This window comes from Streptomyces sp. KL109B (assembly GCF_030766935.1).
Lineage (GTDB): Bacteria > Actinomycetota > Actinomycetes > Streptomycetales > Streptomycetaceae > Streptomyces.
Genome location: NZ_JASERL010000007.1, coordinates 293,714 through 316,859, shown reverse-complemented (window position 1 = coordinate 316,859; position 23,146 = coordinate 293,714). Strand labels below are relative to the sequence as shown.

Annotated in this window: 17 protein-coding genes; 12 read left to right on the top strand and 5 right to left on the bottom strand. The window is 71.3% G+C overall.

Translation table 11 applies throughout. The annotated features are described in order from the left end of the window. Window positions 1-2 precede the first annotated feature (2 nt). The 4 genes from pcp (at window position 3) to cimA (ending at window position 5,060) form a co-directional block, all read left to right on the top strand. Entirely contained in the window at window positions 3-647 is a 645-nt protein-coding gene (gene pcp / locus RBJ65_RS25080) for a pyroglutamyl-peptidase I (RefSeq protein WP_306318797.1), read from the top strand. Between the two features lie 92 nt (window positions 648-739). Further along, window positions 740-1,738: a DUF2891 domain-containing protein gene (locus RBJ65_RS25075; RefSeq protein WP_306318796.1), complete on the top strand. Its 999-nt coding sequence runs from the start codon at window positions 740-742 to the stop codon at window positions 1,736-1,738. Window positions 1,739-1,799: 61 nt separating this feature from the next. After that, window positions 1,800-3,131, top strand: a complete 1,332-nt coding sequence (locus tag RBJ65_RS25070; protein WP_306318795.1) for an MFS transporter — start codon at window positions 1,800-1,802, stop codon at window positions 3,129-3,131. A 297-nt stretch (window positions 3,132-3,428) separates the two neighbouring features. Further along, entirely contained in the window at window positions 3,429-5,060 is a 1,632-nt protein-coding gene (gene cimA / locus RBJ65_RS25065) for a citramalate synthase (protein WP_306318794.1), read from the top strand. Between the two features lie 121 nt (window positions 5,061-5,181). Here cimA and RBJ65_RS25060 read toward each other — a convergent pair whose 3' ends face one another. Continuing rightward, window positions 5,182-7,053, bottom strand: a complete 1,872-nt coding sequence (locus tag RBJ65_RS25060) for a ricin-type beta-trefoil lectin domain protein (RefSeq protein WP_372341265.1) — start codon at window positions 7,051-7,053, stop codon at window positions 5,182-5,184. Window positions 7,054-7,267: 214 nt separating this feature from the next. Between RBJ65_RS25060 and RBJ65_RS25055 the strand changes: the two genes are divergently transcribed. Further along, on the top strand, window positions 7,268-8,596 hold the full coding sequence (locus RBJ65_RS25055; RefSeq protein WP_306318792.1) for a hypothetical protein: 1,329 nt from the start codon (window positions 7,268-7,270) through the stop codon (window positions 8,594-8,596). On the opposite strand, the gene RBJ65_RS25050 is transcribed toward RBJ65_RS25055, so the two are convergent. Then, entirely contained in the window at window positions 8,593-10,266 is a 1,674-nt protein-coding gene (locus RBJ65_RS25050) for a cytochrome bc complex cytochrome b subunit (protein ID WP_306318791.1), read from the bottom strand. The genes RBJ65_RS25055 and RBJ65_RS25050 overlap by 4 nt on opposite strands. A gap of 97 nt (window positions 10,267-10,363) precedes the next feature. Further along, a complete protein-coding gene (locus tag RBJ65_RS25045) occupies window positions 10,364-11,833 on the bottom strand; it encodes an oxidoreductase (protein WP_306318790.1) in 1,470 nt (489 codons plus the stop codon). 152 nt (window positions 11,834-11,985) lie between these two features. Between RBJ65_RS25045 and RBJ65_RS25040 the strand changes: the two genes are divergently transcribed. From RBJ65_RS25040 to RBJ65_RS25020, 5 genes are all read left to right on the top strand, one after another. Continuing rightward, complete coding sequence (locus RBJ65_RS25040) at window positions 11,986-12,138, top strand: keywimysin-related RiPP (RefSeq protein WP_306318789.1); 153 nt, start codon at window positions 11,986-11,988, stop codon at window positions 12,136-12,138. An 89-nt stretch (window positions 12,139-12,227) separates the two neighbouring features. Continuing rightward, window positions 12,228-14,072 (top strand): asparagine synthase-related protein, encoded by a 1,845-nt coding sequence (locus tag RBJ65_RS25035; protein ID WP_306318788.1) that lies wholly within the window; start codon window positions 12,228-12,230, stop codon window positions 14,070-14,072. Beyond that, window positions 14,069-14,320, top strand: a complete 252-nt coding sequence (locus RBJ65_RS25030) for a lasso peptide biosynthesis PqqD family chaperone (protein ID WP_306318787.1) — start codon at window positions 14,069-14,071, stop codon at window positions 14,318-14,320. Before RBJ65_RS25035 ends, RBJ65_RS25030 begins: the two co-directional genes overlap by 4 nt. Next, on the top strand, window positions 14,317-14,754 hold the full coding sequence (locus RBJ65_RS25025; protein WP_306318786.1) for a lasso peptide biosynthesis B2 protein: 438 nt from the start codon (window positions 14,317-14,319) through the stop codon (window positions 14,752-14,754). Before RBJ65_RS25030 ends, RBJ65_RS25025 begins: the two co-directional genes overlap by 4 nt. 259 nt (window positions 14,755-15,013) lie before the next feature. Next, a complete protein-coding gene (locus RBJ65_RS25020) occupies window positions 15,014-17,086 on the top strand; it encodes an ABC transporter ATP-binding protein (RefSeq protein WP_306318785.1) in 2,073 nt (690 codons plus the stop codon). A gap of 11 nt (window positions 17,087-17,097) precedes the next feature. On the opposite strand, the gene RBJ65_RS25015 is transcribed toward RBJ65_RS25020, so the two are convergent. Beyond that, window positions 17,098-17,718 carry a YceI family protein gene (locus RBJ65_RS25015; RefSeq protein ID WP_306318784.1) on the bottom strand — a complete coding sequence of 207 codons (621 nt, stop codon included), beginning with the start codon at window positions 17,716-17,718 and terminating at the stop codon, window positions 17,098-17,100. 366 nt (window positions 17,719-18,084) lie between these two features. Here RBJ65_RS25015 and RBJ65_RS25010 point away from each other — a divergent pair, with 366 nt between their 5' ends. Further along, window positions 18,085-19,680: an acyl-CoA carboxylase subunit beta gene (locus RBJ65_RS25010; protein ID WP_306318783.1), complete on the top strand. Its 1,596-nt coding sequence runs from the start codon at window positions 18,085-18,087 to the stop codon at window positions 19,678-19,680. Window positions 19,681-19,708: 28 nt separating this feature from the next. Beyond that, on the top strand, window positions 19,709-19,903 hold the full coding sequence (locus tag RBJ65_RS25005; RefSeq protein ID WP_306318782.1) for an acyl-CoA carboxylase subunit epsilon: 195 nt from the start codon (window positions 19,709-19,711) through the stop codon (window positions 19,901-19,903). Window positions 19,904-19,959: 56 nt separating this feature from the next. On the opposite strand, the gene RBJ65_RS25000 is transcribed toward RBJ65_RS25005, so the two are convergent. Beyond that, complete coding sequence (locus RBJ65_RS25000) at window positions 19,960-23,130, bottom strand: NACHT domain-containing NTPase (RefSeq protein WP_306318781.1); 3,171 nt, start codon at window positions 23,128-23,130, stop codon at window positions 19,960-19,962. Window positions 23,131-23,146 lie beyond the last annotated feature (16 nt).

The following is a 23,146-nucleotide window of genomic DNA, read 5'->3' as shown; positions in this document are numbered from 1 at the left end:
CGATGGCTCGGGTACTGCTCACCGGATTCGAACCGTTCCAGGGGGACTCGCTGAACCCGTCCTGGGAGGCGGCGGCCCTCGTCGCCGCCGCGCCACCGGACGGCATCGACCTGACGGCGCTCCAACTCCCCTGCGTCTTCGGCGAGTCGATGAAGGTGCTGCGCGCCGCGATCGCCGAGGCGGAGCCCGACCTGGTGGTGTGCCTCGGCCTGGCCGGCGGCCGCCCCGGCGTCACCGTGGAACGGGTCGCCGTCAACGTCGACGACGCCCGCATCCCCGACAACGCCGGGGCCCAGCCCATCGACGTACCGGTGGTGCCGGACGGTCCGGCGGCGTACTTCTCTACGCTGCCGGTGAAGGCGTGCGTCGCCGCGATGCGCTCCGCGGGGGTTCCGGCGGCGCTCTCCAACACGGCCGGAACCTTCGTCTGCAACCACGTCGCGTACGGCCTCGCCCACCTCCTGACCACCGAACTCCCGCACATCCGCGGCGGCTTCGTCCACGTGCCGTGGTCCCCGGAGCAGGTCCCGGACGGCACGGCGCCGTCCCTCCCGGTCGAAACGGTGGCGTCGGGCATCCGGTCGATGCTGCTGGCCGCAGCGACCACCGACGAGGACCTCCACGTCACCGAGGGCGCCACCCACTGATCTTTTAGGGGCGCGGGGAACTGCGCAAAAAAACGCAACCACACGCCAACCCGCACCCGGCGACGCAACGCAACGAACCGAAACGGACCCCCATGCCCACCCCGGAGGAAACCGCCACCCTGGCGGCAGCCAACGTCACCCGCGAATACCCCAACTTCACGGCCCACCTCACCACTTCCCCGGACGACCGCCCCCGCCCCAGCGACCTCCACCCCGCTTTCTACGGCGCCTACGACTGGCACAGCTCCGTCCACATGCACTGGCTGCTCGTCCGCACCGGCCCCGAGGCCCACGCCGACGTGCTCGACCGCCACCTCACCCGCGCGAACCTCACCACCGAGGCCGACTACCTCCTCGCCCACCCCGGCTTCGAGCGCCCCTACGGCTGGGCCTGGCTGATCGCGCTCGCGGCGCAGTGCCACGGCACCCGCTGGTACGACGCCTTCGCCCCGGCCGTGGCCGCGGTCGACCGCCTCCTCACGGACTGGCTCCCGAAGGCCACGTATCCCGTACGCCACGGCATCCACGCCAACAGCGCCTTCGCCCTCGGCCTCGTCCTCGACACGGGGGAGCGCGCCGGATTGCCGCCCCGCACGCTCGACGCCGTACGCGAGCGCCTGAGCGACTGGTTCGCGGACGACCACGACGCGCCCGCCCACTGGGAACCCTCCGGCCAGGACTTCCTGTCCCCGGCCCTGACGGAGGCCGACGCGATGCGCCGCGTGTTCGAGCACAGCGACCCCGGGAACCTCGACGCCTTCGCCGCCTGGCTGAACCGCTTCCTGCCCGCCCTCGCCGCCGACGCCCCCTGCGCGCTCCTCGACGTACCGGTCGTCTCCGACCACAGCGACCCGCACATCGGCCACCTCCTCGGCCTCGCGCTCTCCCGCGCCGCCGCCCTGCACGCGATCGCGGGCGCGCTGCCCGAGGGACGCGTCCGCGACCGGCTCACGAAGGCCGCGCACGCCCACCTCGACGCCGGTCTCCCGGCCGTCGAGAGCGGCGACTTCACGACCGACCACTGGCTCGCGACGTTCGCCGAACTCGCGCGTGAACAGCGCGACCAGCGTGAACAGTATGAACGCAAGTAGGCGTGATCGTTGCCCCGTACACCCTTGCCCTGAACAGGAGAGTTCCCGCATCGTGCCGATCATGGGACGAGAACAATGGAAGAAGGTCCTGGTCGGTTCGGCCGGGAACATGGTCGAGTGGTTCGACTGGTTCGTGTACGCGAGCTTCGCGACGTACTTCGCGGGATCCTTCTTCCCCAGCGGCAACCCGACCGCCCAGCTGATGAACACCGCCGGCATCTTCGCCGTCGGCTTCTTCATGCGCCCCGTGGGCGGCTGGCTGCTCGGCCGGGTCGGTGACCGCAAGGGCCGCAAGGCTGCGCTGACGCTCACGGTCACCCTGATGTCGGCCTCCGCGATCCTCATCGCGATCGCGCCGACGTACGCGGTGGCCGGTTACGGCGGCGCCGTCGTGCTGCTGATCGCGCGCCTCCTCCAGGGACTCTCGGTCGGCGGCGAGTACGCGGCCAGCGCCACGTACCTCACCGAGGCCTCCACCCCGGAGAAGCGCGGCTTCGCCTCCAGCTTCCAGTACGTGTCGATGACGGCGGGCCAGATCGTCGGCCTCGGCCTGCAGATCCTGCTCCAGCGCACGATGTCCGACGACGCCCTGCACAGCTGGGGCTGGCGCATCCCGTTCATCATCGGCGCCCTCGGCGCGGCGATCATCTTCTACCTGCGCCGCAACATGCTGGAGACGGACGTCTACGAGGAGTCCGCCGACGCCGACGCCACCGTGGGCGGCGACGACAAGGGCACCCTCAAGGCGCTGTGGGCTCACAAGCGCGAGGCGGCCCTCGTCATCGCGCTGACCATGGGCGGCACCGTCGCGTACTACACGTACACGACGTACCTCACCAAGTACCTGTCGAACTCGGCCGGGTTGAGCAAGGAGACGGCCACCCTCGTCTCGTTCGCCGCGCTCGTGATCTTCGCCTGTCTGCAGCCGGTCGCCGGCGCCCTGTCCGACCGGATCGGCCGCCGCCCGCTCCTGATCACCTTCGCGATCGGCTCCACCTTCCTGACCGTGCCGATCATGACGCTGCTCCAGCACGCGGGCTCCTTCTGGCCGGCCCTCGGCCTGTCGCTGCTCGCCCTCGTCATCGTCACCGGCTACACGTCGATCAACGCGTGCGTGAAGGCGGAGCTCTTCCCGACCGGCATCCGCGCCCTCGGCGTCGCCCTCCCGTACGCCATCGCCAACGCCCTGTTCGGCGGCACCGCCGAATACGTGGCGCTCTGGTTCAAGGAGGCGGGCATCGAGTCCGGCTTCTACTGGTACGTCGCCGGGTGCGCGGCCGTCTCCCTGATCGTCTACCTGACGATGCGCGAGACCCGCGACATCGACCTGAACAAGGTCAAGCCGACGGACGCCGGCGAAACCGCCAATAAGCGGACGAAGCAGGTCGCCTGACCGCATCGTGAGACCACGGCCCGGCCCTCGGCCGGGCTGTGGCACACTGCGGACGTGCTCTCGTTCGCCATGATTATTGGCAGCAGGCGCGCCGGTCCGCAGTGACCGCCTCGTACGACCCGGTACAGGTGGACACCGTCGTCCTCGACCCGCGCGCAGACCTCTCGCACCCGCGAGAGGTTTTTCTGTTTCTGGCACCACCCGCGGCCAGACGGAGAGCGCGAGGGATCATAGATGGACGGTGGAGCCGGTCCTTCCGGTACGAAGACCGAGATCCCGATCAGGAGCCAGATCAGCATGAGCAGCAGCCCCAGTGAACGTCTCAGTGACCCCTCGAGCGAACTCGACGATTCCTTCCACGTCTTCGACACCACGCTGCGCGACGGCGCGCAGCGCGAGGGCATCAACCTCACCGTCGCGGACAAGCTGACCATTGCCCGGCACCTGGACGACTTCGGCGTGGGCTTCATCGAGGGCGGCTGGCCGGGCGCCAACCCCCGCGACACCGAGTTCTTCGCCCGCGCGCAAGAAGAGATCGACTTCAAGCACGCACAGCTCGTCGCGTTCGGCGCGACCCGCCGCGCGAACGCGCGGGCCGGCGAGGACCCGCAGGTGCGGGCGCTCGTCGAGTCCGGCGCTCCGGTGGTCTGCCTGGTCGCCAAGTCGCACGACCGGCACGTCGAACTGGCCCTCCGTACCACCCTCGAAGAGAACCTGGAGATGGTCCGCGACACCGTCTCCTACCTGGTCGCCCAGGGCCGCCGGGTGTTCGTCGACTGCGAGCACTTCTTCGACGGCTACCGGGCCAACGCCGAGTACGCGAAGGCGGTCGTCCGCGCCGCGCACGAGGCCGGCGCCTCCGTCGTCATCCTCTGCGACACCAACGGCGGCTTCCTGCCCGCCCAGGTCCAGGCGGTCGTCGCCACCGTCCTCGCCGACACCGGCGCCCGGCTCGGCATCCACGCGCAGGACGACACGGGCTGCGCCGTCGCCAACACCCTCGCCGCCGTGGACGCGGGCGCGACCCACGTCCAGTGCACGGCCAACGGCTACGGCGAGCGCGTCGGCAACTCGAACCTCTTCCCGGTCGTCGCCGCCCTGGAGCTCAAGTACGGCAAGAAGGTCCTCCCCGACGGCGCCCTGCGCGAGATGACCCGCATCTCCCACGCCATCGCCGAGGTCGTGAACCTCACCCCCTCCACCCACCAGCCGTACGTGGGTGTCTCGGCCTTCGCCCACAAGGCGGGCCTGCACGCCAGCGCCATCAAGGTCGACCCGGACCTCTACCAGCACATCGACCCGGACCTCGTCGGCAACCACATCCGGATGCTGGTCTCCGACATGGCGGGCCGCGCCTCCATCGAGCTCAAGGGCAAGGAGCTGGGCGTCGACCTGCGCGGCGACCGGGAGCTGGTCGGCCGGGTCGTCGAGCGCGTCAAGGAACGCGAGCTGGCCGGCTACACGTACGAGGCCGCCGACGCCTCCTTCGAGCTGCTGATGCGCGCCGAGGCCGAGGGCAAGGAGCGCAAGTACTTCCAGGTGGAGTCCTGGCGCGCGATCGTCGAGGACCGCCCCGACGGCTCGCACGCCAACGAGGCCACCGTGAAGCTGTGGGCCAAGGGCGAGCGCATCGTCGCGACCGCTGAGGGCAACGGCCCGGTCAACGCTCTCGACCGGGCGCTCCGCGTCGGCCTTGAGCGCATCTACCCGCAGCTCGCGAAGCTGGAGCTGGTGGACTACAAGGTCCGCATCCTGGAAGGCAAGCACGGCACGTCGTCCACGACACGGGTGCTGATCTCGACCTCCGACGGGACGGGGGAGTGGTCCACGGTCGGCGTCGCCGAGAACGTGATCGCCGCGTCCTGGGGCGCACTTGAGGACGCGTACACCTACGGCCTGCTGCGGGCGGGCGTGGAGCCGGTCGAGTAGCAGCCCGTTCGTCCCGGTCGCCGGAGGGGCGAAATCAGCCGGAATCAAGCCCCTCCGGCGATTGAGGAGCGGGGCCCGGGGCAGAGCCCCGCGACCGCCACCACTGCTCCTGCACGAGCCGCTACTGCACGAGCCGCCACTTCTGGTTGGCCGCCCCCGTACACGACCAGACCTGTGTCACCGTCCCGTCCGCCCCCGAATTCCCGGTCACATCAAGGCACTTGTCGGCCGGTACGTTGACCAGGTCGCCGGATGCGGCCTCGTACCGCCACTGCTGCGCACCGGTCCCGTTGCAGTCGTAGAGCTGGACCCTCGCCCCGTCGGCGGTCGAACCCCCGGACACGTCGAGGCACTTGCCGAGCGCGCGGACCGTGCCGTCCGAGCGCACCGTCCACGTCTGGTTCGGGGAGCCGGAGTAGCAGGTCCAGAGCTGGGCGCTCGTCCCGTTGGCGGTCGAACCGTCCTTCACGTCGAGGCACTTGTCGCCCAGGCCGTGGAAGGCGCCGGTCCGCTCGCCCGTACCCGACTGCGTACCGCTCCAGGTGAACGTCGCCGAGGTCCTGCCCGGCAGGGTGTAAGTGACGTGCTGGCCGCCCCAGTTGACGGTGAGCGTCTTCGCGCTCGCCGCGTCGTTGTACGCGATCAGCGCCTTCGAGCCGTCGGTGTTGCGCCAGGCGACGTTCGGGACGGCGGACGAACCGGTGGAGGCGATGCGCGAGGCCCCCGGCCGGACGAACTTCGTCAGGTGGCCCAGCGTGTAGTACTCGATGTTGTAGTCGACCTGCCCCGAGCGCGCGTCCCCGTTGTGCACGGTGACGAGGCCGTCGCAGGTGCCGCAACCGCCGTTGTGGGGGCCGCGGTTCTGGTCCACGGCCAGGGACCACTTCGTCACCGACTTCGCCCAGTTACGGGTGTAGTCGATGATGTTCATCATGTCCTCGCGCTGCTGGTTGGCGATCCAGGTGCCGCCGGAGTGCTCGGTGCCGAACGCGTCGAGGGACGGGTACTTGTTGTGGATCTCGGTCTGCTTGGCGACGTCGCCGCCGTAGCCGTGCCAGGCGACACCGCCGAAGTTCGGGTGCGAGCGGACCGCCGCGTCGTCCACGGTCTGCGCCGCGTACGCGTCGTAGGTGTCCCAATTCCAGTCGTGGGCAAGGACCTTGGTCTTCAGCCCGGCGCCCGCGAGCTTCGGAAGGAGTTCACTCTTGGTGAAGTACGCGAGCCCCGACGCGTTCCAGCTCATCGACGGATAGCCCGAGCAGCAGGTCGGCTCGTTCTGCGCGGTGACGTAGTCGATCGGGACGCCCGCCGACTGGTACGCCTGGATGTACTTCACGAAGTAGTCGGCGTACGCGCCGTAGTGCTCGGCCTTCAGCCAGCCGCCGTTGAGCTGCCCGCTGTCCTTCATCCAGGCGGGCGCCGTCCACGGCGACGCCATCACGGTCGCGGCCGGGTTGAGCTGCTTGGCCTGCTTGGTCAGCGGCAGCACGTCGGCCTGGTCGTGGGCGATGGAGAACTTCGCGAGGGCCGGGTCGCTCTGGCCCGCAGGGACGTCGTCGTAGGTGTACCCGTACCGCGCCAGATCGGAGGCGCCCATCGGATTGCGGAGGAAGGAGAGGCCGATGCCGTCGGTCGGCGAGAACAGCTTCTTCATCGTCGCGTCCCGGGTGGCCTGCGACAGGGCGCCGCTGCCGTTCATCAGCCAGGCCGCGGTGTCCGTGAAGGACGCGCCCGCGCCGGTGAACGTCTGGTACCTCGTGTTCTCGTCGACGGTGACGGCGGTGCCGGACGAGCCGGTGCCCGCCGTGAACGCCACCGGCGTCTGCTGCTGCAGCCCGCGCGTGACGTGCCGGCCGCCGTCGTCGTCGGTGCTGGTGAGCCAGACGGAGACCTGTTCGTTCGCGGCCTGGGCCGTGGTGGTGGCCGCGCCGGTCAGCCCGGCGGCGGCGAGGGCGCCGACAAGGAGCAGTCTGGTCAGGTGCCCGGGTCTTATGGGGGTGCGCACGGTGCCTCCTGAGTCCCGTGGGCGTCAACCGCCCACTGTCACGGCTTAGTTCAAGAGGTGAGTTAAGAAGCCTTCCATGGGCACGTCAAGACTTCACGTCGTGAATGCTCGGCAAGCCGGTCGCGGAGCGGCGGCCGGAGGAGATTGAGCGGCGGGGGCCGGGACAGCGCCCCGCGGCGTCCGCTGAGTTAGCGTCGAAGGTATGAGGCCCCTCATCGCCGCCCTCGCCGCCCCGCTGCTCACGCTGGGTGCCACCCTCGCGGTGGCGCCCCCCGCCTCCGCCGCCACCGACACCTCCACCGTGGCCGACGCCCTGCAGAAGAGCCCTGTCTACGTGGCGCCCGGCGCGGCCGACGGCCTGACGTCGAACGACGTCGACGCCCTTGAGGCCAAGATCGAGGACGCGGACAAACCGGTGATGGTGGCGGTGCTGCCCGCCGACTTCCCGACGCAGAAGCTGTTCTACGACCTGCGCGCGAAGACCGGGATCACCGGCGTCTACGGGGTCCGACTCGGCGACCGGTTCGACGCGCGCGCGGACAAACAGGTGATGTCCGAGCAGGCCGTCAAGAACGCGGCGGGCAGCGTGCAGGGCCAGTCGGCCAAGAGCCAGCTCGACGATTTCGTCAGCATGTCGCTCCGTACGGCGAAGGGCTCGGCGCCCTCGTCCTGGGACAGCGGTGACGACGGGGTGTCGGCCGGCGCGCTGATCGGCGTCGGCGCCGTCGTCGTGGCAGGCGGAGCCGGTGTGTACGCCCTGAACAGGCGAAACCGGCGCAAGCGCGAGGCGGAGCAGCGCGAGGCCCTCGAAAAGCTGCGGGTCGTGGTGGACGAGGACATCACGGCGTTCGGCGAGGAACTCGACCGGCTCGACTTCCACCCGGCCGAGGCCGGGGCCGACGACGCGATGCGCGCGGACTTCGAGCGGGCGCTCGACGCGTACGAGTCGGCGAAGCGGTACATGAGCGAGGCGCAGCGCCCGGACGACGTACGAGGGGTGACGCAGGCCCTGGAGGACGGCCGGTTCTCGCTGGCGCTGCTCGCCGCGCGGCGCGAGGGGAGGCCGCTGCCGGAGCGCAGGGCGCCGTGCTTCTTCGACCCGCGGCACGGGCCTTCCGTCGAGGACGCGTGGTGGACGCCGCCGGGCGGTTCGTCGCGTGAGGTTCCGGTGTGTGCGGCGGATGCCACGCGGTTGCGGGACGGGGAGGATCCGGATGTGCGGACGGTCGACGCGGGGGCGGGGGAGCGGCGGCCGTACTACGAGGCGGGGCCGGCGTACGGGCCGTGGGCCGGGGGGTACTTCGGGGGTGGGATGCTGCCGGGGTTGTTGGTCGGGACGGTGTTGGGGTCGATGTTGGCGAGTCCGGCGTATGCGGCGGATTACGGGGGTGGGGACTTTGGGGGCGGGTTCGATGGCGGGGACGTTTCCGGGTCGGACTTTGATCCGGGGGACTTCGGGGGTGGGTTCGGTGACGGTGGGGGTGGCGGAGATTTTGGTGGGGGTGGCGGGGACTTTGGTGGCGGGTTCTAGTGGGGTGACGTCTCGGGGCTCTGCCCCGGACCCCGCTGCTCAATCGCCGCAGGGGCTTGATGTGGCTCACCCGGCGTAGGGGCCCGATGTGCGGGCAGTGGTCGGTGTGGCTTCGGGATCTGGGTGCCCTCGCCGAACATCCAGCGCGACAGAGTGACCCGTAGTCGGCGGACGCCGTGGGTGTTCTCGTTCGGGAGTGGTTCGAGGGGCGGGGGCTGTTCGTGTTGGGTGAGGCGGTGCAACTCGCCCTGGGGCAGGGGCTCGTGGAGTTCGACGTACTCGCCGTGGGGGAGGCGCCTGATCCGGCCCGTTTCGCGGCCGTGCAGGACCTTGTCCCGGTCGCGGCGCTGGAGGCCCAGGCACACCCGCTTCGTGACGACGAACGCGAGGACCGGGCCGGCGATCAGGGCCACCCGCGCGAACCAGGTGATGACGTTGACGGAGAGGTGGAAGTGGGTGGCCCACAGGTCGTTGCCGCCCGCCGCGAGTGCGACGAGGAAGCCGGTCAGCCAGGCGGCGCCGAGGCCCGTGCGGACGGGGCGGTTGCGGGGGCGGTCGAGGATGTGGTGTTCGCGTTTGTCGCCGGTGATCCACGCCTCGATGAACGGATACACGCCGATGAGCACCAGCCACAGCGGGAACGCGAGGAGCGGGACGAGGACGCCGAGGGTGACGGTGTGGCCGGCCACCACGATCTCCCAGCCCGGCATCACGCGCACAAGCCCCTCCGCGAACCCCAGGTACCAGTCCGGCTGCGCGCCCGTGGACACCTGGTCCGGGCGGTAAGGGCCGTACACCCAGACCGGGTTGATGGCGGCGACCGCCGAGACGAGCGTCACCACGCCGAAGACGAGGAAGAAGAAGCCGCCCGCCTTCGCGACGTAGTTCGGGAAGAACGGCTCGCCCACGACGGTCCGTTCGTTCTTTCCGGGCCCCGGGTACTGCGTGTGCTTGTGGTAGAAGACCAGGATCAGGTGGGTGACGACGAGCGCCGCCATGATGCCCGGCAGCAGCAGGACGTGGATCGAGTAGAAGCGGGCCACGATGTCGTGCCCGGGGAACTCGCCGCCGAACAGGAAGAACGACAGGTACGTGCCGACGACAGGCACGGCCAGCGTCATGCCCTCGACCAGGCGCATGCCCGCGCCGGACAGCAGGTCGTCGGGGAGCGAGTAGCCGAGCAGGCCCTCGAAGAGCGCGAGGAACAACAGCGTCCAGCCGAACAGCCAGTTCAGCTCGCGCGGCTTGCGGAACGAGCCGGTGAAGAAGTGCCGCATCATGTGCACGAACATCGCCGCGACGAAGATCAGCGCCGACCAGTGGTGGATCTGCCGGATCAGCAGCCCGCCGCGCACGTCGAAGCTGATGTCGAGCGTGGAGGCGTACGCCTCCGACATCCGGATGCCCTTCAGCGGCACGTAACCGCCGTTGTACGTCACCTCGTTCATCGACGGGTGGAAGAAGAGCGTCAGGTAGACGCCGGTGAGGATGAGGATGAGGAAGGTGTAGAGGCAGATCTCGCCCAGCATGAAAGACCAGTGGTCGGGAAACACCTTGCGCAGGTAGGTGCGGCCGAGTCCGTAGATCCCGAGTTGCCCGTCTGCCCAGTCGGCGAGGCGTTCGCCCTTGGCGGGGGCGGGATCGCGGCGTTCTGTGGGTGCGGCGGACATCTGGCTCCTCCCGTGGGTGCTCGGTGAGGAGACGGATGGGGGTGGCCGGGATGTGACATCGGGGCGCCCGGGTGTGGCCCACGTCATGTCGCAGTGGTCAGACTCGGCTCAGCGTCCGCGTCACCCCCGCCACTACCGCCGTGGTCAGGATCCAGCCCACCCCGACGAGGGCGTAGGCCAGGGCCTGTACGCCCGGCTGGTCCCAGTGCCAGGCGCCGCCCTGGCCGAGACCGCCGACCGGGACGAGGAGGTCGAGCGCGTACACGAACGCGTTGAACCGCGGGCCCTCGCCCGCCTTGTTCGGCACCGGCGTGTGCGTCGCGAACACCGTCCAGCCGATCACCGCGAGCAGCGCGAGCCACAGGCCCGCGAGCCAGGGGCGGTAGCCGTAGCCGACGGTGGCGTCGAGGAGATGGCCCCAGATCCGGCCCGCAGGGCCGAGGGTCGTACGGCGGTGCCGCTGACGGGCGAGCAGCACCCGGCGGGCCTCCACGTCGTGGCCCAACCTCCGGTAGTGCGCGGCGAGTTGCTCGTACGACTGCGGGAAGTAGCCGGGGGTGAGGGAGAGCCAGCGCAGCCGCGTCGCCACGTTCTGGCGGCCCGCGCTGGGGCTGGGGCCGGGCTCCAGGGTCGCCTCTTCCAGCCAGTCGTAGGTCAGGCCGTCGAGTTGGAGTATCGGCGGCCAGGTGCGGTGGTCGTCCTGGATGCGCGCGAAGTGCGCGTTGCGGAGGTTCACCTTGCCGCGCGGGGCCCGCGCGAACCTCATGTCCAGCGCCTCCGCCCTGGCCCCTACGCACATCAACACCGAGTCGGCGTCCGGCCGTTCGAGCCCGCCGCCCAGTTCGGCGCCGCCCAGGTGCAGCAGATCGTCGACCTGCGTGCCGCGCAGCCGTATCTTCCCGTCGGCCCGGAATCCGCCGGAGAGCCGGATCGTCGACGCCACCGCGCCGTCCGCGTCGAACGCGATCGCCGCCGGCTCCTCGACCGCGATGTGCGCTCCCCGCATGTACAGGCCGCCCGGCAGCTGGGCCCCCGGGAAGCTGACCCTGCCGCGCGCCGCGAACCCCCGCTCGCAGTAGACGCCGCCCGTCATGACGAGCCCGCCCGCGTCCAGCGCCATCCGTCCCGGCGCGAGCAGCCGCGCCCCGTCGAGCCGCAGTCCGCCCTCGATGTGCGTGTGCACCAGCTTCACGGCGTTGCGACCGCGACCGTCGATCACCGAGCCGCGAAGGTCGAGTCGCCCCGCGATCCGGGCCGTCGCCGCGTCCAGGCCCGCGGCGAGCGTGCTGCCGGTGATCGATACGGCGAGGGTGCTCGCGCCCTCCAGCGTGATCCGCTCGTCGAACGTGCACCGGTCGAGCCGCAGCAGTGCCCTGACCTCGGCCCCGTCCAGCGACAGCGCCCCCACCACGCGGGCGCCGCTCACCTGCGCCACGCCGGTGCCGGCCAGCAGGGCGTCGCGCAGCGCGTCCGCCCGCACCCGCCGCCCGCCCAGATCGACGGCCCGCCTCTCGGCGCAGGAATCCGCCAACTCCCGCTCTGCTTCAGGGTCGTACGACAGCGCCATGGGGCCGCAGCATTCCACACCTCGGCCGGAAGGCCCGTACGGGTTGGCCGGAAGTAGCGCGCGCGAACGATCGCGAACGAGCAATGATGGCCCCTGTGTTCACGTGGTACACACCAAGCACATCCTTCACACATAGATGAGGTGGAGAGATCATGACGCAGCAGTCGCAGCCGCAACCCCGGTCGGCCGACAGACGCAAGGCATACGCAAAGCCCGCCATGTTCCAGCAGGGTGACTTCACCAAGACGACGGGCGGCTACTTCTACGGCGCCTACAAGGAGTGGATCGTCCGCCGCTTCACCTGATCGACTCCGACGCCGACCGAGTAGCGCCGACCGAGTAGCGCCGACCGAGTAGCGCCGACCGAGGAGTGCCGACCGAGGTGTGCCGAAGAGTGCAGACGCCCCACGCCCGTGACTGCTTCGTCGTCCTGCCGGACACCCCGGCGGGGGCGGAGGCGGCGCAACTCCTCGATGGCGCCCAGGTGTTCAGGTATCCCTCCGGCCGGCCGTGGCTGGCCGTCCGCACCCCGCTGCGCCGCGTGAGCCACGCGGCGCGGGGTGCGGACGCCGTCGTCGTCATCGGCCCGAGCGTGGCCGAAGGGCTCGACGCCGACCTCGGCGCGGCCCGCGACAACGCCGCGCTGCACGCCCGCCTCGCCCGCCGCCTGCCCGGCGTCCACCACGTCATCTCCCGTACGGGTACGGAGAGTTGGGTGCGCGGCACCGCGTCCGGTCTGCGCCGCGTCTACGCCACGACAGGCCCCGGCGGTCCGCGCCTCGCCTCCGACCGCCCCGCCGTCCTCGCGGCGCTCACCGGGGCGCGGCTCGACGAGGCCGCGCTCGCCCTGCGCCTCCTCGACTTCGTGCCGCACCCGCTCGGCGGTCGGCCCGTGTGGCGCGGCGTCACGGAGGTCGACCCGGCGCACGCCCTCGTCCTGACCGCCGACGGGACGTCCGGCGCCACGCGCACCCGCACCCGCCGCTGGTGGCACGCCCCCGACCCCCAACTCCCGCTCGCCGAAGGCGCGTTACGGCTGCGCGACGCACTCGACCACTCCGTCCGCGCCCACCTCGCCACCCGCACCCGCGTCAGCTGCGAGCTCTCCGGCGGCCTCGACTCCACCTCCCTCACCTTCCTCGCCCGCCGCACGGAACCCGAACGGCTCGCCCTGCTGACCGTGGCGTCCCGGGAGTCGCACGCCGAGGACGAGACCTGGGCCCGCCGCGCCGCCGCCCTCGCCCCCGAGGCCTCCCACGACGTGGTCCCCGCCTCCGAAGTGCCCCTCTTCTACGAGGGAGTTGGCGACGGCCCCGCCCCCGGCGACGTACCCACCGACGAACCGCTGCCCGTCGCGCCCGCCCGCGCCCGCGCACGTATGCTCCTCGCCCGCGCCGCCGCCACCGGCTCCGAGTGCCACGTCACGGGCTACGGCGGCGACGAGCTGTTCATGGCGCTCCCGGCCGCCGCGGCCGACCTGTTCCCGCGCAGGCCACGCGCGGCCTGGAACCGCGTCGGCGCGGTGCGCCACCAGCTCGGCTGGCCCCTGCTGGCGACCACCCGCGCGCTGCTCGCCCGCCGGCCCTTCGGCGCGTGGCTCGCGGACGCGGTCACCGACGACCCGCCCCCCACCGCCCGAACTCCCCAGCTCTCCTGGGGAGTTCGCCAAACCCTGCCGCCCTGGCTCACCCCCGACGCCCGCACCCTCGTGCGCGACACCTTCCGCGAGGCCGCCGCGCACGCCGAACCGCTCGCGCCGCGCCCCGGCCGCCACCTCGACCTCGACACCGTCCGCATCGGCGCCCGCCACTTCCAGGCGATGGAGGAGTACGGGCTCGGCATCGGCCTCCCGGTCGCCGCGCCGCTGTACGCCGACCACGTCATCGAGGCGACCCTCGCCGTGCGCCTCGCGGACCGCATCGACCCGGCGCGCTACAAACCGCTGCTCGCCGAGGCCGTGCGCGAGGTCGTGCCCGCGCCGCTCCTCGCCCGCACCACCAAGGACCACATGAACGGCGACAGCGCCCAGGGCCTGGCCCGGCACGCCGACGCCATCCGGTCCCTGTGGCGGGACTCCCGCCTCGCCGCCCTCGGCCTGGTCGACGCCCGCACCCTCGACGCCCTCGCGGCGGACCCGTACTCCCCGCTGCACACCCGCCACTCGGTGGACTCGACGATCGCCGCCGAAATGTGGCTGCGCGCCCCACACCCCGCCACGAGAGAGGCCCTGACCCGGTGAGACTCAACGACGGCATAGTGGTCACGACGACCGACTACGGCGGCGTACTCCTCGACCAACGAGGCGGCACTTACTGGCAGTTGAACGACTCCGCCACCGTCGTCGCCATCGCCGCGGCGCAGGGGTACGACGCGGGGACCGCGGTCGACCGCCTCGTCGCCGCCTTCGCGGTGGACCGCGCCCAGGCCGAGGCCGACGTCAGCGAACTCACGCAGCAACTCGTCGACGCCAAGCTGGCCACTCCGTGAGCACGGAAATGACGATGCCGGGCCGCGGCGCGCGCACCCTCCGCGTACGCGTCGCCGTCTCCCTCGCCGTCCCGCTGGCCCGCCTCCGCCCGGACCGCCTGAACCGCGTCCTCACACTGCTCGCCCGCGGCGCCCGCCCCGCGACCTACGAGGCGGCGCTCGGCGCACACGACTCCGTCGTCACCACCAGTCGCCGCTGCGCCGGCTGGTACGGCTGCCTCCCCCGCTCCCTCGCCACCGCCCTCCTCTGCCGCCTCACCGGCACCTGGCCCACCTGGCACGCAGGCGTCCGCACCGCACCCCCTTTCGCCCCGCACGCCTGGGTCGCGGCCGAGGGCCGAATGGTGGGGGAGCGCGCAACACAGGAGGAGTACCGACCACTGCTGACGGTGGCGGCGGGTGGCCGGGGGCGGGGCGCCGCGGATGCGCGGTGACGGGCGGCCCGCTGCTGGTGGGCGGGGTGCCGGTGAGGGGCGGGTTGGCGTCGACCGGCGCGCTGCCGGTGACCGCCGGTCGGTCGGTGGCGGGCAGGCCGCCGCTGACCGGCGGGCTGTGGCCGATGGTCGGGCCGTCCCCGGTCGGCGATCCGCCGGGGAGGGCGCCACGCCCGCGTCCGCGGCGGGCGTCGCACTCGAATCCGCGTCCGCGGCGGGCGCTGCACTCGAATCCGCGGCGGGTGTCACGCCCGAATCCGTGTCTGCGGAGGGCGTCGCACTCGAATCCGCGTCCGCGGCGGGCGCTGCACTCGAATCCGCGGCGGGTGTCACGCCCGAATCCGCGTCTGCGGAGAGCGTCGCACCCGAATCCGCGTCCGCGGCGGGCGCTGCACTCGAATCCGCGGCGGGCGTCACGCCCGAATCCGCGTCTGCGGCGGGCGTCGCACTCGAATCCGCGTCCGCGGCGGGCGCTGCACTCGAATCCGCGGCGGGCGTCACGCCCGAATCCGCGTCCGCGGAGGACGTCGCACCCGCATCCGCGGAGCGCGCCGCATCCGCGAAGCGCGCCGCCCCGGCCTTCACCCGCCTCCTCGCCCACGCCCGCCCGCACGCCCGCGTCCTCGCGCTCGGCGGTGTCCTGACGCTCGCCGGGTCCGGTGCCGCGCTCGGCATGCCGCTCATGGCGAAGTACGCGATCCAGGCCTTCGCCGAGCACCGTTCGCCCGCCCCGGCCCTCCTCCTGCTCACCCTCGCCGTGCTGGTCGGCGCCGCGCTCACGGCGACCGGCGGCTACCTCATGTGCCGCACGGGCGAGGCCGTCGTCCTCGGCGCCCGTGAACGCCTCGTGGCCCGCGTGCTCCACCTGAACGTCGCCTCCGTGGACCGGCTCAGCCCCGGCGACCTCCTGACGCGCGCGACCGGCGACACGACCCTGCTGCGTACGGTCCTCTCCCGAAGCCTCGTCGAATCCGCGAGCGGCGCGCTCGGTCTGCTGGGCACGGTCGTCCTGATGGGGATCATGGACGCGGTGCTGCTCGGCGTGACGCTGCTCGCCCTCGCCGCGATCGGCGCCGCGCTCGCCCTCCTCACGCCGCGCATCCGGCGCGCCCAGACCGCGGCCCAGGACGCCGTCGGCGCGATGGGCTCCCGGCTCGACCGGGCGTTGCAGTCCTTCCGCACGGTCAAGGCGAACGGCGCGGAGGACCGCGAGCGCGCCGCCGTCACCGCGGCCGCCCGCCACGCCCACGACAAGGGCCTCGCCGTCGCCCGCTGGACCTCCGCCTCCGACGTGGCGACGGGCGGGGCGGTGCAGCTCGCGTTCCTGTGCGTACTCGGCGTCGGCGGCGCACGCGTCGCGTCCGGCGCCCTGGACATCGCCTCGCTGATCGCGTTCCTGCTGTACCTGTTCTCCCTCGTCGGCCCGTTGGGGCAACTGACGGAGGGCTGGATCGGCCTCAACAACGGCATGGCGGCCGTCACCCGCCTGACGGAGATCGAGAACCTGCCGGGAGAGACCCCTCAACCGGCAGGCAGAGCAGGTGAGTTGGGCGCGGCGCCCATCCGGTCCGGCGTCACCTTCACCGACGTCGCGTTCCGATACGCCGCCGCCACCGACGGAGACGACGACACCCGCCCCCCGGCCCACGACGGCGTCACCTTCGCCGCCCCGCCGCACGGCCTCACCGCCCTCGTCGGCCCCTCGGGCGCGGGCAAGTCCACGGTCTTCGCGCTCCTGGAACGCTTCTACGACCACGAGTCAGGTTCCATCACGGTCGACGGCCGCGACATCCGCGACTGGCCGCTCGCCGAACTGCGCGCCGCCCTCGGCTACGTAGAGCAGGACGCGCCCGTCCTGGCGGGCACCCTGCGCGAGAACCTCCGCTACGCGGCGCCCGACGCGAGCGACGAAGAACTGCGCGAGGCCCTCGCCCGCACCCGCCTCGACGAACTGGTGGGCAGGCTCCCGGACGGCCTCGACACCCCGGTCGGCCATCGCGGCGTGCTGCTCTCGGGCGGCGAACGCCAACGCGTGGCCATCGCCCGAGCCCTGCTCAGACACCCCCGCATCCTGCTCCTCGACGAGGTGACGTCCCACCTCGACGCGGTCAACGAACAGCACCTGCGCGAGGTGATCCGCGACCTGGCCGCGCACACCACGGTCCTGGTGATCGCACACCGCCTGTCCACGGTGGTCGACGCGGACACCATCGTGGTCCTGGAACACGGCCGCGTACGCGCCCAGGGCAGCCACCTCGACCTTCTCGAACGGGACTCCCTGTACGCCGAGTTGGCGGCCACACAACTCGTGGCCGCCATAACTCACCGATGAAGAAGGCCGGTTCAGGCCTCCTTGATGGCGGAGATGTCGAAGTTCAGCTTGATCTTGTCGGAGATGAGCACGCCACCGGTCTCCAGCGCGGCGTTCCAGGTGAGGCCCCACTCCGAGCGGAGGATCTCGGTCTTGCCCTCGAAGCCGACGCGCTCGTTGCCGAACGGGTCCTTCGCGACGCCGTTGAACTCCAGGTCGATGCTGATCGGCTTGGTGGTGCCGAGGATCGTCAGATCGCCGGTGATGCGGTAGTCGTCGCCACCGAGCGATTCGGCGGAGGTCGACCGGAAGGTCATCGTCGGGAACTCGTCGATCTTGAAGAAGTCGGCGCTCTTCAGGTGGCCGTCACGGTCGTCGTTGCCGGTCGAGATGCTCGACATCTGTACGTCGAAGGAGGCCGTGGACTTCGCGGGGTCCGAGCCGTCCAGGTGCAGCGAGCCGGTGAAGTCGCTGAAGCCGCCCTTCACGTTCGTCACCATGGCGTGCCGGGCGACGAAGCCGAGCGTGGTGTGCGCGGGGTCGACGGTGTACTCGCCGGTGAGCGCGGAGAGGTCCGCGCCGGCCGGTGCGGCGGCAGCGGCGGCGGTGGTGGTGTCGGGGGTGGACTCGTTCTTGCGGCCGAAGATGCCCATGACGTGCTCCTTGGGGACGTGGAGTGCGGAGTGGTCGAGTGATGTTGAACGTTGAACTATCAACGTGGTTCGACTGTAGCGCGATGATGTTCAATGTTCAACATCAAACAATGGGTGCCTCTTCGATTACAGCCGGAAGCGGCCAAGGTCGCCCTTTCGGGCGTGCGCGGAGCGCGGGGTCTCGGCCACGGTGTGAGGCGGGTCTCAGGACCCCCCTTTGTTCGACGTCTACAAGCCGGACCCGTGCTGAGCAGTCACTTCGGCCCTCCGGCGACAAGGTTCTGTTCAGGGCTACCAGGAAAACGGGCCGGAGACTGTACGGAGTCGACGGACCGTTTTCCCATGGGCACTTCGTAAGGTCACTACATGACCGTTTTGGACGACACCGCCTCGAACCCGGGAGACGAGCCCACCGACGCCCGCGGGCGCGTGGCCGAACTGCACGCGATCCGCGCGCAGGCCCTGGCCGGGCCCAGCGAGAAGGCGACCGAGGCCCAGCACGCGAAGGGCAAGCTGACGGCGCGCGAGCGTATCGAGCTGCTCCTGGACGAGGGTTCGTTCAACGAGGTCGAGCAGCTGCGCCGGCACCGGGCGACCGGCTTCGGCCTGGAGGCCAAGAAGCCGCACACCGACGGTGTGATCACGGGTTGGGGCACGGTCGAGGGCCGCACGGTCTTCGTGTACGCGCACGACTTCCGGATCTTCGGCGGCGCGCTGGGCGAGGCGCACGCCACGAAGATCCACAAGATCATGGACATGGCCATCGCGGCGGGAGCCCCGCTGGTCTCGCTGAACGACGGCGCCGGCGCCCGCATCCAGGAGGGCGTCAGCGCCCTCGCGGGCTACGGCGGCATCTTCCAGCGCAACACCAAGGCGTCCGGCGTCATCCCGCAGATCTCCGTGATGCTCGGCCCGTGCGCGGGCGGCGCGGCCTACAGCCCGGCGCTGACGGACTTCGTGTTCATGGTCCGCGACACCTCGCAGATGTTCATCACGGGCCCGGACGTGGTCAAGGCCGTGACCGGCGAGAACATCACGCAGAACGGCCTCGGCGGCGCCGACGTGCACGCCGAGACGAGTGGCGTCTCGCACTTCGCGTACGACGACGAGGAGACCTGCCTCGCCGAAGTCCGCTACCTGCTCTCCCTGCTCCCGCAGAACAACCGCGAGAACCCGCCGACCGTCGAGTCCGACGACCCGGCGGACCGGCGCGGTGACGTCCTGCTGGACCTGGTCCCGGCCGACGGCAACCGCCCGTACGACATGACCAAGGTCATCGAGGAGCTCGTCGACGACGGCGACTACCTGGAGGTCCACGAGCGCTGGGCCCGCAACATCATCTGCGCCCTCGCCCGCCTCGACGGCCAGGTCGTCGGCATCGTCGCCAACCAGCCGCAGGCCCTCGCGGGCGTCCTGGACATCGAGGCGTCCGAAAAGGCTGCCCGCTTCGTCCAGATGTGCGACGCTTTCAATATCCCCATCGTGACCCTGCTCGACGTCCCCGGCTTCCTGCCGGGGGTCGACCAGGAGCACGGCGGGATCATCCGGCACGGCGCCAAGCTGCTGTACGCGTACTGCAACGCCACCGTGCCCCGCATCTCGCTGATCCTGCGCAAGGCGTACGGCGGCGCGTACATCGTCATGGACTCCCAGTCCATCGGCGCCGACCTCACCTACGCCTGGCCGACCAACGAGATCGCGGTCATGGGCGCCGAGGGCGCCGCCAACGTCATCTTCCGCAAGCAGATCGCCGAGGCCGAGGACCCCGAGGCCATGCGCCAGAAGATGGTCAAGGAGTACAAGTCCGAGCTGATGCACCCGTACTACGCGGCCGAGCGCGGCCTGGTCGACGACGTGATCGACCCCGCCGAGACGCGTGAGGTGCTGATCAAGTCCCTGGCGATGCTGCGCACCAAGCACGCCGACCTGCCGTCCCGCAAGCACGGCAACCCCCCGCAGTAGCGGCCACGAGTCGTAGGAGACCTGCCACATGTCCACGCCTGACATCCGTGTCGAGAAGGGCCACGCCGAGCCCGAGGAAGTCGCGGCCATCACCGCGATCCTCATCGCCCGCGCCTCCGCCACCCCCGAAGCGCCTTCGCACCACGCCAAGCGCCAGACCCGTGCGGGGTGGCGCCGCCTGGAGCGGGAGCCGGGGTTCCGGGCGCCGCACAGCTGGCGTTGAGCTTCCACCGAGGGCCGGGTCCGTGAGGGCCCGGCCCTCGGCGTACCCGGACACGCTCACACGCGTCGCAGGCGGATGCCGGGAACGGGCGATTCGGGGGCGCGCAGCGGCGTCGTGCCGATGACGCGCACCGTCAGGGAGCGTCGGCCCGGGGCGCGGGCGAGCGTGGAGAGAGTCGCAGTGCTGTCGCCGCGAGTCGGCCGACAGTCGTACAGGAGGAATTCGCGCAGCCGAGGAAGCGCGGCGACCCGGCTCAGGTCCTGCGGGACGACGCACCCACGCAGATCCAGCCGGGTCAGCTTCAGCGGCAGCGCTCCGTCGGTGTACAGCCAGTGGCTGAGGTCGAAGCCGTCGAGGATCAGCGCGCCCAACCCTGGCTGTGTGGCACACAGACCGTCGAGTCCCACGGGCCGGCCGTCGCCCTGCAGCAGCAGGAAGTCCAGCTCGCGCGGTGCGAGCAGCGGCGACAGGTCCGTACCGGCCGCGAACCGGCCGAGTCCCAGCCCTTTCAGTCCGGCCGCCAGCGGGATGTCGGTGGGATGCGGCAACCCGTGCCAGTCCTGCAGTTGGAAGTTCATCAGGTCGGGAAGCGCGGCCACCGGCGAGACATCCGGCAGCGGCATGTCGCCCCACAGCGACAGGTTCCGCAGCGTCGTGCGCTCGCGCAACGGCGAGAGGTCGTTCTCCTCGCGGAGCGACGGGAGCCAGAGCCAATCCAGTTCGCCGAGCGCGCGGCTCGCGGCAAGGCCGCGACGGATGGGGTACTGCACGGCGATCCGCCGGGCCTTCCGCAGCCGCAACAGCTCCGTCCACTGGGCGGGGTGGGTCAGGGAGAGCCAGGTCCGCTCCAGTGGGAGGGCGGTCAGGACGTGCTGCGCGTACTCGTACGCGTCGAAGTACTCCCAGGCGGCAGCGAGCGCCGCGTGCACCCTGGGGCGCGGGTCCTTGGCGTACGCGGCAAGACGATCGAGGGCGGTCGGGCCGCCGATGAGCGCGGCGGTGCGGACCGTGGCCGCGGCTGCCCCCACCGTGATGCCGTCGAGCGAGTAGGGAAGGCTGCGCAGGAGGGGCGCTCCGATCGTGGCGAGCGAGGTGGCGTGAGAGGTGCGGCGCGGTGGCAGCAGGGCGACCTGGGCGTGGTCGAGCCGGTGCACGAGATCCGTGGGAACCGTCGTCATGGTCTCCAGGCACGCGGCCGCCAGCAGCCGCAGTGCACGGCGGTGCCGCGGCTCCGTGTCCGCCCGGTCCAGGACCCCGCCGACCAGTTCGACGCGCTGGCGCTGATTGGCGTGGCCCGCCGCCATCACCACCGTCTCCCGCCACAGGTCCAGATGCGCCCGCTCGACCAGATTGCCCATCCGGTCCTGCGCGGCGGTCTCGGCGGCGGCCAGATACTCCTGGAACGAGCGGTGCGTGAAGTCGACCCAGCCCTCGGCCGGTGAACGCAGCACCCCGGACCGTTCCAGCAACTGGTCGAGGACGGCCCGGTGGTCGAGGCCGTCTAGGTGGCGCATCGAGCGCATCACCAGGGCCACGTGCTCGGCCGCCACACCGAGGGTGATCTCACTGCGGTTGTTGTCGGAGAGCCGCCATGCCAGGGCCTGGAGAATGTGCAGCTTGTCGGTGAGGCTCAGCGGCAGCAGGCTCGCCATCGGCACGCCTCGCTCCGCGTCCCGCCGCTGCACCAGGGTCTCCAGGGCGATCCGGTACAACTCCATGCGGTTGGGCGGCAGTTCGCGGTGCCGGTCGAGGTGCAGGGCGCACAGCAGAGCCGCGAGCAGGGGAGTGCCGACGAGCGCCTGGAGGTGGGCGCGATCCTGGAGCTTGACCAGCAACGACCGTTCGTAGAAGGGCAGATCGTCGGCCGGGCAGGGCAGATCGCCGCCGCTCGCCCCGATCGCCTCGTGCCACTGCCGGACGAAGGTCACCAGGTCGGAGGGGCGCATCCGGTTCAGCCTGAGAGCCTCGAAGCGTTGGGCGCGCAGCCAGTCCCAGTGCGCGGCGGCCGGCCGGGACGTCACGACCACGCGGGTGTCCGGATAGGCGAGCAGGAGGTTCCGCAGCCAGTCGCGGACCTTCGACCGGTCCTCGGCGAGCAGTTCGTCCACGCCGTCCACCAGCAGGAGCACCTGCTTGTCGGCGAGCTGGCGGTCCATCCACGCGGCCGGCATGTGACCGGTGATCGGGTCGGCCACGGAGTCGAGCAGCTCCTCGGGGCGGGGCAGCGGGCGGCCCGCGTAGCGGCGCAGCTTCACGAACGCCGGCACGAGGCCGTTCCAGGCGGCCAGTTCCCCGGTGAACCCGGCGCGCGCCGCGGTAACCGCCAGCCAGCGCAGCAGGGTCGTCTTGCCGGAGCCCGCCTCACCGCGCAACAGGATCCGAGGCCGGGAGCGCAGAGCCGACTCGACGTTCGACGCGCGCCCGTCCTCCTCGCTCTCCACCCAGTCCCCGGCTCCGCTGCGCACGGAACGTCCGGGCCGCTCCCCGGCCGCCCCCTGCTCGTCGCGGGCCCGCAGACTGACGTACGCCAGTGAGAGCCGCACCCTGGGTACCGTCCGCGCGGAGAAGCTGAACAGCTCCATCTCGTCCAGGGAGTTGCCGACCAGCTCCAGGTACTCGCGGCGGAACGCCGCGTCGAGACCGGAGCCCTCCGGTGCGTACAGCGAACGGGCCGGGAGCCGCTCCAGAACCCGGGTGATCTCGCTGCCCAGTGACGTGGTGCGCTTGAGTAGCTCGCTGACCACCCGCTCGGTGAAGACGGGCAGGCGCTGCAGGATGCGTACGTAACAGTCGCAGCACTCCGTGAACACCAGCTCGTGGAACCGGGCCGTCGCCTCGTCGAAGCCGGACGGGGCGGGACGTGCGCGGCGGATGGCCCTGGCCAGTTCCGCGGGGTCGGCGTCGGAGCCGATGACCACCGCGTCGGAGAGGTCGGCGTGGACGAAGGCGTCGGTGACGGCGTCGAGCGCGAGCTGTCGTCCCGCGGGGGACAGATCGCGGAACTCGTGGGCGAGCAGCGGCTTGAGACGTGCTGCCACGGCGTCCCCCATCTGCTCGAACTGCCGCTTCACAGCGCGCCGCTCGAGCACGTCCGGCACCTGGGCGCGCACCAGCTCGCTCAGATCCGACCGGGTTTCCCGTTCTCGCCGCCGCCCGGCCAGCCAGCGGCCCAGGGCTCGGTTCACCACCACCCGGCCGAGTGCGATCGCCGCCGCTTCCACGCTCATAGCAGCCTCCCCCGAA

Excerpts from the sequence above, each read along its gene's own strand:
- RBJ65_RS25075 (WP_306318796.1), top strand. The coding sequence starts at position 740 with ATGCCCACCCCGGAGGAAACCGCCACCCTGGCGGCAGCCAACGTCACC.
- RBJ65_RS25040 (WP_306318789.1), top strand. The coding sequence starts at position 11,986 with ATGACGCAGCAGTCGCAGCCGCAACCCCGGTCGGCCGACAGACGCAAG.
- RBJ65_RS25005 (WP_306318782.1), top strand. The coding sequence starts at position 19,709 with ATGTCCACGCCTGACATCCGTGTCGAGAAGGGCCACGCCGAGCCCGAG.
- RBJ65_RS25050 (WP_306318791.1), bottom strand. The coding sequence starts at position 10,266 with ATGTCCGCCGCACCCACAGAACGCCGCGATCCCGCCCCCGCCAAGGGC.
- cimA (WP_306318794.1), top strand. The coding sequence starts at position 3,429 with ATGAGCAGCAGCCCCAGTGAACGTCTCAGTGACCCCTCGAGCGAACTC.
- pcp (WP_306318797.1), top strand. The coding sequence starts at position 3 with ATGGCTCGGGTACTGCTCACCGGATTCGAACCGTTCCAGGGGGACTCG.
- RBJ65_RS25010 (WP_306318783.1), top strand. The coding sequence starts at position 18,085 with ATGACCGTTTTGGACGACACCGCCTCGAACCCGGGAGACGAGCCCACC.
- RBJ65_RS25000 (WP_306318781.1), bottom strand. The coding sequence starts at position 23,130 with ATGAGCGTGGAAGCGGCGGCGATCGCACTCGGCCGGGTGGTGGTGAAC.
- RBJ65_RS25015 (WP_306318784.1), bottom strand. The coding sequence starts at position 17,718 with ATGGGCATCTTCGGCCGCAAGAACGAGTCCACCCCCGACACCACCACC.
- RBJ65_RS25070 (WP_306318795.1), top strand. The coding sequence starts at position 1,800 with ATGGGACGAGAACAATGGAAGAAGGTCCTGGTCGGTTCGGCCGGGAAC.
- RBJ65_RS25045 (WP_306318790.1), bottom strand. The coding sequence starts at position 11,833 with ATGGCGCTGTCGTACGACCCTGAAGCAGAGCGGGAGTTGGCGGATTCC.
- RBJ65_RS25055 (WP_306318792.1), top strand. The coding sequence starts at position 7,268 with ATGAGGCCCCTCATCGCCGCCCTCGCCGCCCCGCTGCTCACGCTGGGT.